The 15,760-nt window shown below is 37.1% G+C and carries 20 protein-coding genes and 1 pseudogene; 17 read left to right on the top strand and 4 right to left on the bottom strand.

Features of this window, described 5'->3' with window-relative positions; all coding sequences use genetic code 11:
* Window positions 1–2: 2 nt before the first annotated feature.
* On the bottom strand, window positions 3–824 hold the full coding sequence (locus tag HMPREF2571_RS05620) for a PrsW family glutamic-type intramembrane protease (RefSeq protein ID WP_013990488.1): 822 nt from the start codon (window positions 822–824) through the stop codon (window positions 3–5).
* Between the two features lie 157 nt (window positions 825–981).
* Here HMPREF2571_RS05620 and HMPREF2571_RS05615 point away from each other — a divergent pair, with 157 nt between their 5' ends.
* The 3 genes from HMPREF2571_RS05615 to HMPREF2571_RS05605 all read left to right on the top strand — a co-directional run bounded on the left by HMPREF2571_RS05615 (window position 982) and on the right by HMPREF2571_RS05605 (window position 3,599).
* Window positions 982–2,526: a metal ABC transporter solute-binding protein, Zn/Mn family gene (locus HMPREF2571_RS05615; protein WP_004182417.1), complete on the top strand. Its 1,545-nt coding sequence runs from the start codon at window positions 982–984 to the stop codon at window positions 2,524–2,526.
* A gap of 218 nt (window positions 2,527–2,744) precedes the next feature.
* The gene (locus HMPREF2571_RS05610) at window positions 2,745–3,143 is read left to right on the top strand and encodes a hypothetical protein (RefSeq protein ID WP_004182418.1); all 399 of its coding nucleotides are present in this window, start codon (window positions 2,745–2,747) and stop codon (window positions 3,141–3,143) included.
* Between the two features lie 144 nt (window positions 3,144–3,287).
* A complete protein-coding gene (locus tag HMPREF2571_RS05605) occupies window positions 3,288–3,599 on the top strand; it encodes a hypothetical protein (RefSeq protein ID WP_013990490.1) in 312 nt (103 codons plus the stop codon).
* 54 nt (window positions 3,600–3,653) lie between these two features.
* Here HMPREF2571_RS05605 and HMPREF2571_RS05600 read toward each other — a convergent pair whose 3' ends face one another.
* Window positions 3,654–4,661 (bottom strand): YeiH family protein, encoded by a 1,008-nt coding sequence (locus HMPREF2571_RS05600; RefSeq protein ID WP_013990491.1) that lies wholly within the window; start codon window positions 4,659–4,661, stop codon window positions 3,654–3,656.
* A gap of 172 nt (window positions 4,662–4,833) precedes the next feature.
* Here HMPREF2571_RS05600 and HMPREF2571_RS05595 point away from each other — a divergent pair, with 172 nt between their 5' ends.
* Entirely contained in the window at window positions 4,834–5,547 is a 714-nt protein-coding gene (locus HMPREF2571_RS05595) for a glycoside hydrolase family 73 protein (protein ID WP_013990492.1), read from the top strand.
* 94 nt (window positions 5,548–5,641) lie between these two features.
* On the opposite strand, the gene HMPREF2571_RS05590 is transcribed toward HMPREF2571_RS05595, so the two are convergent.
* Window positions 5,642–6,550: a LysR family transcriptional regulator gene (locus tag HMPREF2571_RS05590; protein ID WP_002891090.1), complete on the bottom strand. Its 909-nt coding sequence runs from the start codon at window positions 6,548–6,550 to the stop codon at window positions 5,642–5,644.
* 207 nt (window positions 6,551–6,757) lie between these two features.
* Here HMPREF2571_RS05590 and glmS point away from each other — a divergent pair, with 207 nt between their 5' ends.
* The 12 genes from glmS to HMPREF2571_RS10985 all read left to right on the top strand — a co-directional run bounded on the left by glmS (window position 6,758) and on the right by HMPREF2571_RS10985 (window position 14,703).
* Window positions 6,758–8,566, top strand: coding sequence for a glutamine--fructose-6-phosphate transaminase (isomerizing) (gene glmS / locus HMPREF2571_RS05585; protein WP_013990493.1), 1,809 nt, complete (start codon window positions 6,758–6,760; stop codon window positions 8,564–8,566).
* 117 nt (window positions 8,567–8,683) lie between these two features.
* Entirely contained in the window at window positions 8,684–9,016 is a 333-nt protein-coding gene (locus HMPREF2571_RS05580) for a zinc ribbon domain-containing protein YjdM (protein WP_002891088.1), read from the top strand.
* Window positions 9,017–9,215: 199 nt separating this feature from the next.
* Entirely contained in the window at window positions 9,216–9,857 is a 642-nt protein-coding gene (locus tag HMPREF2571_RS05575; RefSeq protein WP_002891087.1) for an amino acid ABC transporter permease, read from the top strand.
* Window positions 9,858–9,865: 8 nt separating this feature from the next.
* Complete coding sequence (locus HMPREF2571_RS05570) at window positions 9,866–10,495, top strand: amino acid ABC transporter ATP-binding protein (RefSeq protein WP_013990494.1); 630 nt, start codon at window positions 9,866–9,868, stop codon at window positions 10,493–10,495.
* Window positions 10,496–10,507: 12 nt separating this feature from the next.
* Window positions 10,508–11,359, top strand: a complete 852-nt coding sequence (locus tag HMPREF2571_RS05565) for an amino acid ABC transporter substrate-binding protein (RefSeq protein WP_013990495.1) — start codon at window positions 10,508–10,510, stop codon at window positions 11,357–11,359.
* 113 nt (window positions 11,360–11,472) lie between these two features.
* Window positions 11,473–12,888: a Y-family DNA polymerase gene (locus HMPREF2571_RS05560; protein WP_013990496.1), complete on the top strand. Its 1,416-nt coding sequence runs from the start codon at window positions 11,473–11,475 to the stop codon at window positions 12,886–12,888.
* Window positions 12,885–13,262, top strand: coding sequence for a hypothetical protein (locus HMPREF2571_RS05555; protein WP_013990497.1), 378 nt, complete (start codon window positions 12,885–12,887; stop codon window positions 13,260–13,262). The genes HMPREF2571_RS05560 and HMPREF2571_RS05555 overlap by 4 nt, the downstream gene beginning before the upstream one ends.
* A complete protein-coding gene (locus tag HMPREF2571_RS05550; RefSeq protein WP_013990498.1) occupies window positions 13,240–13,521 on the top strand; it encodes a DUF5960 family protein in 282 nt (93 codons plus the stop codon). Before HMPREF2571_RS05555 ends, HMPREF2571_RS05550 begins: the two co-directional genes overlap by 23 nt.
* 161 nt (window positions 13,522–13,682) lie before the next feature.
* Window positions 13,683–14,042 (top strand): alcohol dehydrogenase catalytic domain-containing protein, encoded by a 360-nt coding sequence (locus HMPREF2571_RS11000; RefSeq protein ID WP_013990499.1) that lies wholly within the window; start codon window positions 13,683–13,685, stop codon window positions 14,040–14,042.
* Window positions 14,043–14,131: 89 nt separating this feature from the next.
* The gene (locus HMPREF2571_RS10995; protein ID WP_013990500.1) at window positions 14,132–14,254 is read left to right on the top strand and encodes a hypothetical protein; all 123 of its coding nucleotides are present in this window, start codon (window positions 14,132–14,134) and stop codon (window positions 14,252–14,254) included.
* 3 nt (window positions 14,255–14,257) lie between these two features.
* Window positions 14,258–14,395, top strand: coding sequence for a hypothetical protein (locus tag HMPREF2571_RS10990; protein WP_371106573.1), 138 nt, complete (start codon window positions 14,258–14,260; stop codon window positions 14,393–14,395).
* Between the two features lie 32 nt (window positions 14,396–14,427).
* Window positions 14,428–14,703, top strand: coding sequence for a zinc-dependent alcohol dehydrogenase family protein (locus HMPREF2571_RS10985; RefSeq protein WP_371106574.1), 276 nt, complete (start codon window positions 14,428–14,430; stop codon window positions 14,701–14,703).
* A 109-nt stretch (window positions 14,704–14,812) separates the two neighbouring features.
* On the opposite strand, the pseudogene HMPREF2571_RS10980 reads toward HMPREF2571_RS10985, so the two are convergent.
* Window positions 14,813–14,869 (bottom strand): annotated as a pseudogene (locus HMPREF2571_RS10980) (IS3 family transposase); the annotation flags it as partial.
* 117 nt (window positions 14,870–14,986) lie between these two features.
* Between HMPREF2571_RS10980 and HMPREF2571_RS05530 the strand changes: the two are divergent.
* Window positions 14,987–15,571, top strand: coding sequence for a GNAT family N-acetyltransferase (locus HMPREF2571_RS05530; RefSeq protein WP_014633056.1), 585 nt, complete (start codon window positions 14,987–14,989; stop codon window positions 15,569–15,571).
* The last annotated feature ends 189 nt before the right edge of the window (window positions 15,572–15,760 follow it).

Here is a 15,760-nt window from a genome sequence, read left to right as displayed (position 1 = left end):
CATTACTTGTTTTCTTCATCTAGTTTCGAGAGAATCTGATAAAGTGTAATGAAAAAGAAAAGATTGACTGAAATGAGAAGGCCTGATGCCCATGGCAAATCGCTTTCTAAATTTCGAAGAGGTGAATTCCAGGCAAAGTGTGCCGCAAAAGCACCGCAAGCATAAAGAATACCAATAAGACTGTACTTGGAATTAATGAGTTTTTGACGTGAACGCCATATAAGGACTAGCCCCATAGCAAGGAAGGACGTGTAAAGCCAGTGAGACGATACAGCACCAATAGTTCGACCAAGAATCCCTGAAATCGTATAAGAAAAACCATCAGGCAAATCTGAAAGGATATAGGAGAAATCTTCACTAATCTGGAAGCCAAGACCTGCCGTAATAGCGACAAGCAAGAGCCCCTTGTAACTTTTTGTTGGCACCATATAGATAGCAAAGAGAAAAGCAGCTAGTTTGAGGGGTTCTTCAACTAGGGGGGCCATAAGGGCATCCTCAAAGCGGTAGAAGAAACTCTTTGAAGAAAGATGAGCAGTCACCCAGTCGTGAGAAATGGTATTGGCATAACCAGCTATCCATCCTGTAATAAAGACTCCACCAATTAGAGCAAATATGAGAACAAGTGGTTTCACCTGCCATCTCTTACCTAAGTATCGAACCAGAAATATTCCTGGTAGGATATAACATAAGGCAATTAGTGTTGATAGTCCAATAATACCGTATGCTGAACCAGACAAGGCACCTGAGGTGTATGATTGTGTATCATAAGTCAGGCCAATGGATGCAAGCAATAAAAAAAGATATAGGGTTAATTTACGAAACATGTATAACCTACTTTCCAAATGATATTTCCAGTATATCAAATAATTCTTTTTCATCGAAATATTTCAATTTTTTTATTTTAGTACTTGCAAAATAAATGAAGTGTGATATACTTAACCAGTAAACTATTAACTGGTTAAGTATTTTGAAAGGAATATCATGAAAAAGAAACGCATTTTTGGCCTAGCAGGAATAGCAGCAGTTGTTTTAGCTGCTGGTGCAGGTATTTATTATACGACTAGTCACCACGGTTCAAAAGGAAATAGCGACTTGAAGGTTGTGACCAGCTTTTACCCTGTTTATGAATTTACAAAGCAGGTTGTTGGCGATGAGGGAGAGGTGTCTTATCTTATTCCCGCTGGTAGTGAAGCCCACGATTTTCAACCATCTACTAAGAATGTCGCTGACATTGAAAAAGCAGATACTTTCGTCTACCTAAATGAAAATATGGAAACCTGGGTTCCAAAAGTTGAAAAGTCTATCAACACTAAAAATACAAAAATCATTAAGGCAAGTCAAGGCATGGTTCTCTTACCTGGAATAGAGGAAGAAGATCATGATCACGGTGGAGAAGAGCATCACCACGAATATGATCCTCATGTTTGGCTCTCACCTAAACGTTCTCAAAAATTAGTTGAAACTATTAGGGACGGTTTGATTGCTCAACACCCAGATAAAAAAGCAGTCTTTACAACCAATGCTGAGAAATACCTTAAAAAATTAAAGACTTTGGATAAGGAGTATACTGAAGCCTTAAGTCAAGCGAAACAGAAAAGTTTTGTTACCCAGCACTCAGCTTTTGCCTACCTTGCTTTAGATTACGGTTTGACACAAGTACCAATTTCAGGTGTTTCAGCTGAATCTGATCCATCTGCAAAACGTATCGCTAGCCTTTCTAAGTATGTCAAAGAATATGACATTAACTATATCTACTTTGAGGAAAATGCTTCAAGTAGCGTTGCCAAAACCTTAGCTAATGAAGTAGGAGTTAAGACAGCAGTTTTAAATCCAATTGAATCACTAACTAAGGAACAGTTGAAAAAAGGTGAAGATTATGTCAGTGTTATGACTGAGAACCTAAAGAATCTTCGTTTAACAACAGATGTTGAAGGGAAAGCTATCCAACCTGAAACAGGAAGTGATGATAAGAAAACAGTCCAAAATGGTTACTTTGATGATAAAGATGTTAAAGATAGAGAACTTTCTGATTGGTCTGGTGAGTGGCAATCGGTCTATCCTTACCTCCAAGATGGTACTTTAGATCAAGTATTTGAATACAAATCTCTATTGAATAAGGATAAAACCGCACAAGAGTACAAAGAATACTACACTAAGGGCTATCAAACAGATGTTTCTAAAATTGCTATTGATGGTAAAAAGATGACCATGACTTTCACAAAGAATGATGGAAGTAGCGTGACACACACTTATCGTTATGATGGTTATAAGATTTTGACTTATGCTTCTGGTAAAAAAGGTGTCCGTTATCTCTTCACAGCAACTGACAGTCAAGCTGCTGACAATCCTTACCAATATGTCCAATTTTCAGATCATCAAATAGATCCAACAACTTCAGCACATTTCCATATTTTCTTTGGTAATAGTAGCCAAGATGAGATTCTAAAAGAGATGGATAATTGGCCAACTTACTATCCTGGAAAACTTAGTGGTTTGGAAATTGCCCAAGAAATGGTTAGTCATTAATACTAGAATTGCACTCATTCGTGAGTGTTTTTCTTTTTTTAAAAAATCTTTCATTTCTTAAACTCTTAGAAAATTGCTAGTGTCATTATTTTTAAACAGAAATTTAAAGCATGGTATTTTTTCTAAAAAAATCCTGTAAAAAATTAAATAATTACTACATTTTTTCATTCTTTAGTGGTACAATAATAGTACGATTTTCAGATGACCAGGAGAGACCCATGAACCAGTATTTAGTAGCGATACATTATATTCAACTGCTTCAAGCAGAACTCGATATTCTAAATCATGATGCACGCTTGCTTTTTGATTTAAAGATTGAACCGAATCTTGCTAAACGAGAGCTTGCTGACTTGAAAGTATCCCTATCTAAATTATCTGACAAAAACCTTTATATCGAAGGTACAATCTGGTATCAACCAAGTTTGTTTGCAATCATTGATCAAAATTTAGGGGTTATTGATGACTGGCTCAAGGAATTAGATGACTTCTTTGAATTTACCTATAGTACAACAGTTTTTACTGTTTTGAAAGAAAATGAAAATCGAAGTTACGACTTATTACTTGGTCTCTATAGCCGTCTTGAATACGTTATTTCAGAAATAAAAAATTGCCGTTAGTCCTTAACGGTTTTTAGTTTGTAATGGATTTACAATTTAGATTATAAACATCAAATAATTTGACAAAATCTCCAAATATATGTAGAATAAATTTGATAACGCTCTAATAAAAAGATTCTTAAATTAAAGGAAAATAATGAAGAAGTGAGTAATCAGGGGTTGAAATCAGGGGATTTTTTGAAATATTATTTGGTGAGCCTTAGTTCACTTAGTGTTTTGTGCCTTATTTTTTATGGACTCTATTCTCTAAACGGGCTTATGCCTTTGTCTTTAGATGGTTCTTCACATATTGATGTGAAACATTATTCTGGACAGGCACCTACATCAGTAAAAAAAGACGGTGTTTATAGGGTTCAGGATATTAGCGGTGAAACTAAAAGTTATCAAGTTGATTTGAAAGTAACAAACGATGGGGACAAGGTTATTCAAACCTATGTCTTTGAGTATAAAAAATGATTCTATAATAAAAACTCACAAACTTAGCAAGATTGTGAGTTTTTTAGATGTCTTTTACCAAAGTCCTAATACCTTTTGCATGAGAAGAGAAGCAAGACTGATTAATAACCAACAGACTCCTCCCACTAGAAGTGCTGAGCCTCCTTTAGTGATTAGTTTTTTGAGATTTGTTTGGAAACCAATAGCTGTCATTGCCATAATAATCATAAATTTCGAAAGGTCTTTTAAAGGTGAAAAGACGGCAGGTGTTACACCGAGTGACATTGAAACAGTTGTAATCAGTGAGGCCAAAAGGAACCAAAGGATAAAGTTAGGCACTGCTTTGGTTAGCGAGAATGCTTCCTTTGTATTGTTCTTTCGCGACTGCCATACAGAAAGCCCAAGAGTTATAGGGATGATAGCAAGTGTTCGAGTCAACTTAACAATTGTCGCCTGCTCCAGAATGGATGTTCCATGTAAGCTATCCCAGGAACTAGCTGTAGCAGTTACAGAAGAAGTATCGTTGACTGCTGTTCCAGCAAATATGGCAAAGCCTTGATTACTAAGTCCCAACCAGGATCCCAAGTGAGGGAAGAGTAAAGCCGCTAAGATGTTAAAAAAGAAAATTACAGAGATTGCTGTTGCAATAGATTCATCTTTAGCCTTGATTACAGGAGCGGTTGCAGCGATAGCAGATCCCCCACAAATAGAGGAACCAACACCTACTAAAGTAGCAATTTCACTATCTAGCTTGAACACGCGATGGACGACATAAGCAGTAAGCAGTGCCGTAGTAATAGTCACTAGAATAATGGGAAGTGATGTTACGCCAACCTTAAAGACTTGGGAAAGATTTAGTCCAAATCCAAGAAGAACAACAGCGTATTGTAATACTTTTTTAGAAGTGAATTGCATTCCTGTTTTAAGTTTCTGAGAATCTCTTAGAATAATTCCTAGCAGAAGACCTATAAATAAACCAAGGACAGGCCCACCAATAATAGGGAATAAGTTTCCAAGGAACCATGCTAGGAGAGATATAAGTATTGCAATACTTAATCCGGGTAAGAATTCTTTTATTTTCATTCATCTATCTCCTTAAAATTTGACTATATTATAGCTTATTATAAATATGATGTAAAGGTGATGTTTGCTTTATTTATCAAGGAAAATAGGTCTGAAAGTTGCGACTTGTCAGTTTTTCTGATAGAATAGTATTAAAATATTATAATCAAAAATCTTATGAAGGAAGGGTTGTATGTATCGTCATTTAAAGAAGTATATGATTTTTACCGTGGGAGCTTTTATGTGTTCACTTTTTTTGGTTCTAGCTTTTACAACAGATAGAAAAAATGATAACAGTGTTAATGCTAAAGCTGAAGCTGCTTACAATCAAACTACGACGGCTTTTATTGATAATATCGGAGAGACTGCTAGACAGATTGGTCAAGATTACAATATCTATGCTTCTGTTCTAATTGCTCAAGCCATTCTGGAATCAAATTCAGGTCAGTCAGGTCTGAGTCAAGCTCCTTATTACAACTTCTTCGGGATTAAAGGCACTTATAATGGGAATTCTGTGACCATGCGTACATGGGAAGACGATGGTACAGGGAAGACTTATGAGATTGATGAACCTTTCCGTTCTTATGGAAGTCTAAGCGATTCTTTAGCCGATTATGCTGCTTTGATGACGTCATCAACTTATGCTGGCACATGGAAATCAAATACAAGTAGTTATGCAGATGCCACTCAAGCATTGACAGGAACTTATGCAACTGACAGTCTTTACGCTTCTAAATTAAATAGCATTATTGCATACTATGGTTTGACTGCCTATGATCAAGCTCCAGTTACCCAAGCAACTGGTTCAACAAGTGGTCTTGTTTGGAACAGCTATAGGGGCTCATATACAGATGCTGAGACCTTATCTATAGATGAGGCTTGGGCAAGCTATAAAAATTATAAATAACAATGAGAGTCGAAAGGCTCTTTTTTTGTGCACTAAATTGGACAGTTTGGGTGATAAAAAGTCCCCAACATTCTGTGCTGGGGACTAACATCTATTAGTTGTCAAAAGTGACTTCTTTAACGAGGTTATCTAGGAATTTTTCTCCCATTTTAGAGAGGGTTGCCTTTTCATGCTTCAAGTAAACAATATCAATTTCATCATCAATATCAAGCGGGATAGAGACAATGTTATCTCCATTCAAATTACTATTTAAAATACCTGTAGCAATGGTGTAACCATCCAAACCAATTAATAGGTTGAAGAGTGTCGCGCGGTCTGAAACCACGATGGATTTTTTATGGGGAATCTGAGAGAGGATTTCTTCAGAATAGTAGAAGGAATTATGAATCCCTTGGTCGTAACTAAGGTATGGGAAGTCTTCTAAATCTTCTAAAGAAACAACTTCATGCTTAGCCAAGGGATTTGACTTGCTGACAAAGATATGTGGTCTAGCTTTGAAGAGACTGGTATATGTGAGACGGTTGTCGTCAAACATCTTAGTCAAGACATCTCGGTTATAGCTGTTAAGGAAGAGAACACCAATTTCTGAACGGAAGTTCTTAACGTCCTCAATAATTTCGTAAGTACGTGTTTCACGTAAGAAGAGTTCGTAACGTGTCATATCAGCTCTTTTGAGAAGTGAGACGAAAGCATTGACAACAAAAGCGTAGTGTTGAGAGGAAACACTAAACAATTCACGTGTTTCTGTGTGACTCTTGTAACGTTCTTCCAAGAGATTCGTTTGTTCCACTACCTGACGGGCATAAGAGAGAAATTCAACGCCATCCTTGGTTAAAGTGATTCCTTTAGGGTTACGGATAAAGATATCAATTCCCATTTCTCTTTCCAAGTCACGAACAGCATTTGAAAGACTTGGTTGTGTGATGAAAAGTTGTTTTGCGGCTTCATTCATTGAGCCGGTTTCGACGATTTTGATAATATAATGTAATTGTTGAATTCGCATAGCCTTATTATAGCATATTTTAAGGATTATTCCTTAGGATAAGAGGCGAGTAAAAGGTCTTTTTAGGACTATACCAATTTTTATACTTGACAATGTCAAATATATGGAATATACTGTCCTCGTCAAGCTTTTTAAAGAGCTTATTGACTATACCAATTTTAAATAAAGGAGACATGACCTCTTTGATTTGAGGTTATTATTAAAAATATGTGTGGAATTGTTGGTGTTGTAGGTAACACAAATGCAACTGATATCTTGACTCAAGGACTTGAAAAGCTAGAATACCGTGGTTATGATTCAGCTGGTATCTTTGTAGCTGGCGATGCATCTAGTCAATTAGTTAAGGCTGTTGGCCGTATTGCGGAACTTGCTGCTAAAACTGAAGGAGTAGAAGGTACAGCCGGTATTGGACATACTCGTTGGGCAACTCATGGTAAACCAACAGAGGACAATGCTCACCCACACCGCTCAGAAACAGAACGTTTCGTTTTGGTTCACAATGGTGTTATTGAAAACTATCTTGAAATTAAAGAAGAATACCTTTCTGGTCACCATTTCAAAGGTCAAACCGATACTGAAATTGCAGTTCACTTGATTGGAAAATTTGTTGAAGAAGATGGTTTGTCAACTCTTGAAGCATTCAAGAAAGCTCTTCACATTATCCGTGGATCATATGCCTTTGCCCTCATGGATTCTGAAGATGCCTCAACAATTTACGTGGCAAAAAACAAATCTCCACTTTTGATTGGTCTTGGTGATGGCTATAACATGGTCTGCTCAGATGCCATGGCTATGATTCGCGAAACTAATCAATACATGGAAATTCACGATCAAGAGTTAGTTATCGTGAAAGCTGATAGTGTTGAAGTTCAAGATTATGATGGCAATGTAAAAGAACGTGATAGCTATACAGCTGAACTTGACCTATCTGATATTGGTAAAGGCACATACCCTTACTACATGCTCAAAGAAATCGATGAGCAACCAACAGTGATGCGTAAGCTTATCCAAGCCTACACAGATGATAAGGGGCAAGTGACTGTCGATGCTGATATTATCAAGGCTGTTCAAGAGGCTGATCGTATCTATATTCTTGCGGCAGGAACATCATATCATGCTGGTTTTGCTTCTAAGAAGATGCTTGAAGAGTTGACAGATACACCAGTTGAGCTTGGTATTTCTTCTGAGTGGGGTTATGGTATGCCACTCCTTAGCAAGAAACCTCTCTTTGTCTTTATTAGCCAATCAGGTGAAACAGCAGATAGCCGTCAGGTTCTTGTTAAAGCTAACGAGTTGGGGATTCCAAGTTTGACAGTGACAAACGTTCCGGGATCTACTCTTTCTCGTGAAGCTGACCATACAATGCTTCTTCATGCTGGCCCAGAAATTGCCGTAGCTTCTACTAAAGCTTACACTGCTCAGATTGCGGCTCTTGCCTTCTTGGCTAAAGCAGTCGGTGAGGCTAATGGTAATGAAAAAGCTAAAGCTTTCGACTTGGTACATGAATTGTCACTTGTAGCACAATCTATCGAATCAACACTCTCTGAAAAAGAAGTCATTGACGAGAAAGTGGCAGCTCTTCTTGCAGAAACACGTAATGCTTTCTACATTGGTCGTGGTCAAGATTACTACGTTGCGATGGAAGCTAGTCTTAAATTGAAAGAAATCTCATATATCCAATGTGAAGGTTTTGCAGCAGGTGAGTTGAAACACGGAACGATTGCTTTGATCGAAGATGGTACACCTGTTATTGCGCTCTTGTCTGACGCTGTTCTTGCTAGCCATACTCGTGGTAACATCCAAGAGGTGGCAGCACGTGGTGCTAAAGTGTTGACTATTGCTGAGGAAAATGTTGCTAAAGAAGGTGATGACATCGTTCTTAATAACGTTCACCCTTACTTGTCACCAATTTCTATGGTCGTACCAACACAATTGATTGCTTATTTTGCAACACTCCATCGTGGACTCGACGTCGATAAACCACGTAACTTGGCTAAATCAGTTACTGTTGAATAAAAATACCAACATCTCTTACAGTGTAAGGGATGTTGTTTGTTTTTATCGTTTTCACCCTTGCTTAATTAGGAAATCTAAAGTAGAATAGTATTTATATCACAATCTTAGGAGAGAATTATGTCATTACCAAATTGTCCAAAATGTAACTCAGAGTATGTTTATGAAGATGGAATCTTGCTTGTATGTCCTGAATGTGCCTATGAGTGGGATCCAAACGAAGTTGCAGAAGAAGAAGGACTTGTGGTTCTTGATAGCAATGGCACACGTCTTGCTGACGGTGACACTGTTACAGTTATCAAAGATTTGAAAGTTAAAGGTGCGCCAAAAGATATTAAACAAGGCACACGTGTTAAAAATATTCGTTTGGTTGAAGGTGACCACAACATTGATTGTAAGATTGATGGTTTCGGTGCTATGAAACTTAAATCTGAATTTGTTAAGAAAATCTAAATAAGCTTTAGAGATGCAAGACTTAAGTATTGTTTGTTTCTCAGGACAGACTATTTATGTCTCTCAGGAGTGTGACTATGAACTCATTTTGAAAAATGGGTCTAGTCGCACTCCTTTTTACTATTTTCAAAATCTTATATCATTTTTTTTAAAAATTTGGTATAATATTCAACAATACTAAATAATTATAGGAGTTTATATGTCATACGTTTTGGAAGTATTACCAGCCCTTTTGAACGGTGCGGTAGTCACACTTCAAGTATTCTTCATTGTTATCGTACTGTCGATTCCATTAGGGATTGTACTTGCTTTCTTAATGCAGATTAAATTCAAACCTTTAAATTGGTTACTCACCCTTTACGTTTGGATTATGCGTGGAACACCCCTCCTTTTACAATTGATCTTCGTTTATTACGTTCTTCCGAGTGTTGGGATTGTCTTTGATCGTCTGCCAGCTGCTATTCTTGCTTTTACGCTTAATTATGCAGCTTATTTCGCAGAGATTTTCCGTGGTGGAATCTTGGCTATTCCGAAAGGGCAATACGAAGCAGCAAAAATGCTTAAACTTAGTCCTTTCCAAACTATCCGCTACATTATCCTTCCTCAGGTGGTTAAGATTGTCTTGCCAAGTATTTTTAACGAGATTATTAACTTGGTTAAGGATTCATCATTGGTTTATGTGCTTGGGGTTGGAGACCTTCTTTTGGAAAGTCGTACCGCTGCGAACCGTGATGCGACCCTAGCACCGATGTTTGTGGCTGGAGCTATCTATCTTATCCTTGTGGGTGTGGTGACTGTGGCTTCGAAACACATCGAAAAGAAATTTAACTATTATAAATAGGAGACCTTATGTTAGAATTAAAAAATATTTCCAAGCAATTTGGTCAACACAAAATCTTTGATAACTATAACCTAACTGTCGAAGAAGGGAAAATCTTGGCTATTGTCGGACCATCCGGTGGTGGTAAAACGACTCTCTTGCGTATGCTAGCAGGACTTGAAAGCATTGATTCAGGACAAATTATTTATGAAAATGAAGAGATTCCTTTGGATCAGATGGAAAGTCGTAACTTGTTAGGTTTTGTCTTCCAAGATTTCCAACTGTTTCCACACTTGACAGTCTTAGACAACCTAACGCTTTCGCCAATTAAGACGATGGGAATGTCTAAGGAAGATGCCCAGAAAAAAGCTCAAGCCCTACTTGACCGTTTAGGTCTGGGAGCTCACGGAAATGCTTATCCTTACTCTCTTTCTGGGGGACAAAAACAACGTGTTGCATTTGCGCGTGCTATGATGATTGATCCGAAAATTGTCGGTTATGATGAACCAACATCAGCTCTTGACCCTGAGTTACGTCAAGAAGTAGAGAAATTGATTTTGCAGAATCGTGAGACTGGGATTACACAAATCGTTATCACTCACGATATGCAGTTTGCACAGCACATCGCCGATGAGATTGTCACTATCAATCCAAAATAGTGAGGATTTTCCATGAAAAAAATAGTAAAAACGATTTTGTTAGGCTGTCTTGTCATTTTGCCTTTGTTTGTGCTATCAGCTTGTAGCTCGCGTTCACATTTTGCAACTCAGAAAGACCAGTGGCAAACCTATACCAAAGAAAAGAAAATCAAAATTGGTTTTGATGCGACCTTTGTTCCTATGGGGTATGAGGAAAAGGATGGTAGCTATGTTGGTTTTGATATTGATCTTGCCACTGCAGTTTTTAAATTGTATGGTATTGATGTCGAATGGCAGGCTATTGACTGGGATATGAAAGAAACAGAACTGAAGAATGGGACAATTGATCTCATTTGGAATGGTTACTCGGTCACGGATGAGCGTAAGCAGTCTGCAGGCTTTACAGAGCCTTATATGGTCAATGAACAAGTACTGGTAACCAAAAAGTCTTCGGGAATTGATTCTGTTGCAGGAATGGCAGGTAAGACCTTAGGTGCCCAAGCAGGGTCTTCCGGTTATGATGCTTTCAATGCTTCTCCGAAGATTTTGAAGGATATCGTCGCTAACCAAAAAGCAGTCCAATATTCGACCTTTACTCAGGCCTTGATTGACCTTGATAGTGGACGTATTGACGGCCTATTGATTGACCGTGTATATGCTAATTACTACTTAGAAAAATCAGGAGTTCTGGATCAGTATAATGTCATGCCTGCTGGTTATGAGGGTGAAAGCTTTGCTGTAGGTGCTCGTAAGGCAGATAAGACACTGATTAAAAAAATCAATCAAGGATTTAGAACCCTTTATAAAAATGGAGAATTCCAAAAGATTTCTGACAAATGGTTTGGTGAAGATGTTGCCACCGACCAAGTTAAAGGGAAAAAATAGAAGGATAACAACATTCTAGAAGGGATGTTGTTATTTTTTTGTGGAAAATACTTGAAATAAAACAAGTTATATTTTATACTAATGTTAGTTTATAAACTAACGAAAGGGTGAGCATGGGATATTTTGATTATTCAAGAGAACCGCAAAGTGATATTGCTTTTGTAGATATGAAATCTTTCTATGCGAGTGTAGAGTGTGTTGAACGTGGGTTACACCCTCTTAAGACTTCTCTATGTGTGATGAGTAGGGCTGAAAATGCTAATGGCTTGATACTAGCCTCCTCGCCCATATTTAAGAAGGTTTTTGGCAAGTCAAATGTTAGTCGTTCTTATGACTTACCTTTTGACATTCATTCTCGTAAGTTTCACTATTATAATGCCAAAAAGCAGGGACTTCCAACGGATAGAGATTTTGTAGATTACATCGAATCTTGGGCTAAGGTTACCTTTATCGTTCCTCCTAGAATGGATCTCTATATAAAAAAGAATATCCAGATTCAACACATTTTCCAGAATTATGCCAGTGTTGAAGATATTCTTCCTTATTCCATTGATGAGGGTTTCATTGATCTCACGTCGTCACTGAATTACTTTATTCCCGATAGAACAGTTACAAGAAAAGATAAGTTAGATATGATTTCAGGGCGTATTCAAAGAGATATTTGGAGGGAGACAGGTATTTACTCGACAGTTGGGATGTCTAACAGCAATCCCTTATTGGCCAAGTTAGCTCTTGATAATGAGGCCAAACATACGGCTACTATGAGAGCCAACTGGTCCTATGAAGATGTTGAGACTAAGGTTTGGAATATTCCCCATATGACCGATTTCTGGGGGATTGGAAAGCGGATGGAGAAGCGTTTAAACAAGTTGGGGATTTTCTCTATTCGAGAACTTGCTAATAGCAATCCTGATACTCTTAAAAAGGAGTTAGGTATTGTGGGCTTAGACCTCTTTTTTCATGCCAACGGTATTGATGAGAGTAATATTCATAAACCTTATAAACCAAAGTCACATGGCTTAGGAAATTCCCAAATCTTGCCACGAGACTATGAGCGTCAAGCTGATATTGAATTGATTCTAAGAGAGATGGCAGAACAGGTAGCTATTAGGTTAAGACGAGCCCATAAGAAAGCTTGTCAAGTTTCCATTAGTATTGGGTTTTCAAAGTTAGAGGGCAAGCGTTCGCTACAAGCACAGATGAAGATTGAACCTGCTAATAATACAAGAGTACTAATAAGCCATGTCATTGAACTCTTTAGGAAGAAATATCAAGGAGGGGCTGTTCGAAGTGTCAGTGTCTCTTATGCAAATTTTGTAGATGAAAGGCTTCAAATTATTTCTTTATTTGATAATCCAGATGACATTGATAAAGAAGAAAGACTTCAGGCAGCTATAGATAGTATTCGACAGGAATTTGGCTTTACGACAATTCAAAAAGCAACTGCTTTACAGGAGGCATCTAGAAGTCTTGCTCGAAGTAAGCTTATTGGTGGACACTCTGCTGGAGGATTAGATGGCTTAAAATGATAGACCGTAGTTACCTTCCCTTTCAATCAGCTAGGGAACATCAAGATAGGGGAATGATGAAGTGGATGGGCTTTTTCTTATCAGAACATACAAGTTCCCTACATGAAGATAAGACTAAAGAAAATTTTAGGAGTCATTTGGATGATTTAGAGAAGTTTACTTTATTAAACCAGCTTTATTCAGGTCAATTATTGGGAAATTTCCAGATAAAGGATCAAGGTAGGCGCTGTAGATGTAGTGGCTATGTGGTCGACTTGGATTTTAATCAAGTTACCATAAAATCTTGCAAGCGACATAAATGTATTCGAACAAAGGATATATTAGAAATTAGTTTGGGGGTTGAAAACATAGATGAGGAAGAGAAAAATTTATGATGATAAATTTCAAATTGATTATTTTTCTGATAGCTATTTAAAATTTGAAGAAGACTTTTATCGCTATTCTGCCATGGATATTCCCTTAACCTTTTTGACGGATGATATTATGAGGGAGCTAGCTATCAGTCAAAAGAATTATTTTTTATTAAATAAAGAGAATGCCAGAGATGGACGCAATCATTATTTCCATTTTGAAGTCAGCCTAGTTGATTCCAGGACGCTTGTGAGACAGTATAGGTATCTTGGAAATGATTGAAACAAAGCAATATCAGCAGCAGAAATAGTAACAATTCCACTTGTATAGAGAGTTTTCAAGAAAGTTTTCGCAAGCTAAGAAAAGCTTTATGTAAGCGTTAACATTGTCTTTGTAAGTGCTATAATGAAGGTGTTAAAAGTTATCATATGGAGGTAATTAAGATGAGAGCAGTTGTTGTTAATCAAGCAAGTACAGGTGTTGAAGTTGTTGATCATGAAAAACCAGCAGTAGTTGGTCATAGTCAAGCTTTGGTTAAAGTTGAATACTGTGGCGTTTGCCATACTGACCTTCACGTAGCTCATGGAGACTTTAGTCAAGTAACCAGGTCGTATACTAGGCCACGAGAAGGTATTGGTATTGTCGAAGAAGTTGGTGAAGGTGTTGAGACACTTAAAAAAGGTGACCGCCTATCAATCGCTTGGTTCTCGAAGGATGTGGTCATTGTGAATATTGTACAACTGGTCGTTGAAACACTCTGTCGTTCTGTGAAAATGCTGGTTATAGTGTTGATGGTGGTATGAGTGACTATGCTTTGGTTACTGCTGACTATGCTGTGAAAGTTCCATAAGGACTTAATCCAGCTCAAGCTTCATCTATTACTTGTGCGGGAGTGACAACATATAAGACTATTAAAAAAGCTAAAGTTGAACCAGGTCAATGGGTAGCTATTTATGGTGCTGGAGGACTAGGTAACTTGGCTATTCAATATGCTAAGAAAGTTTTCAATGCTTGAGTAGTGGCTGTTGATATCAACCAAGATAAACTTGCTTTGGCTAAGGAATCTGGTGCTGATTTAGTGGTGAACGGTAAAGAAGTTGAAGATGTAGCAGGCTATATCCAAGAAAAACTGGTAGTACACACAGTGCTGTTGTAACAGCGGTTTCTAAGGTTGCTTTCAACCAGGCTATCGATAGTGTACGTGCTGGTGGAACAGTCGTTGCGGTTGGTCTCCCATCTGAATATATGGAGCTCTCAATTGTCAAAACAGTTCTAGATGGTATCCGTGTTGTTGGATCTCTTGTAGGTACACGTAAAGACTTAGAAGAAGCCTTCGACTTCGGTGCACAAGGATTGGTAGTACCGGTTGTTGCAACTGTTCCTGTTGATACAGCAGTAGAAGTCTTTGATCAAATGGAAAAAGGTGAAATTCAAGGACGTAAAGTATTGGATTTCACTAAGTAAGCAAACATCTATCTATGCTATTTTGACTATGTGAAGAGTCGAGTGGTGTAAACTTGAACTGATACTAGAAAGTTAGACAAATAATTTAAGTGAAGGATTTAGTTCTCTACTATATAGGACTAGGTCCTTTTAGTTTTACCTTAATTCGTTTGTTGTTGTAATATGTACTGTCCTCAAAAAGATAGACAAAATTTTATTCATTTGAAAAGTAGTAAAAAAGTTATATAATGATTTCGTAAATAAAGAGTTAAAGAATATTATCATTTATAACAAGGAGTATGAAATGGATTCTACCGACTTGGACTCGAAACTATTCATAGAGTTTAAATCACGTGGGAAACGATGCCAACTTTTATATATATCCGATAGCCATAGTGAAGGGTTATATGAGATTGTTTCTACTGAACGAGAACGTCTTGCTATGTGGCTTCCTTGGGTGGATGAAATGAAAAGTGTTAAAAATGAAAAAGCGTTTATAAAGTATGCACGAGAAAAAATGGAGCGCAATGAGTTATTTATGTTAACAATTTGCATCAATCAAAAACCAGTAGGGATGATAGATATACATAATATTGATTTACAAAAATATCAAGCCGAAATTGGATATTGGATATCAGAAAAATATGAAAATCAAGGTTTTGTAAAGCAGGGATTAAAAGAATTAATAAAAATCATTCCATCCAAATTTAAAATTGATAAGCTATTGATTTATATAGATGTTGATAATGTTAAAAGTAAGTTTATACCAATAAGTTTAGGTTTTAAAAAGGAAAGAGAAATTTCCCAATTCGAGTTCTATAATGGATCCTATCATGATTTTCAAATTTATGGGCTAAATGTCAATGAAAGAAATATAGCAAATGGTTAAAGTGAAATTTTTACAAATAAATAACAATCTGAGTGTTTTGATTTTCCCCATTGTCTAAGTATGTTGTAAGAGTTAATACTGAACATCAGAAAAGGAAAAATTTTTCTGACCCCATATCATTGCCTATTGGTTTATTTTTGTAATTAAGATCTTGGATAAACAATATAAGTGCACAATAAAAACTCATAA

This window comes from Streptococcus sp. HMSC068F04 (assembly GCF_001837455.1).
Lineage (GTDB): Bacteria > Bacillota > Bacilli > Lactobacillales > Streptococcaceae > Streptococcus > Streptococcus salivarius_D.
This window is presented reverse-complemented; position numbering and strand designations above follow the sequence as displayed.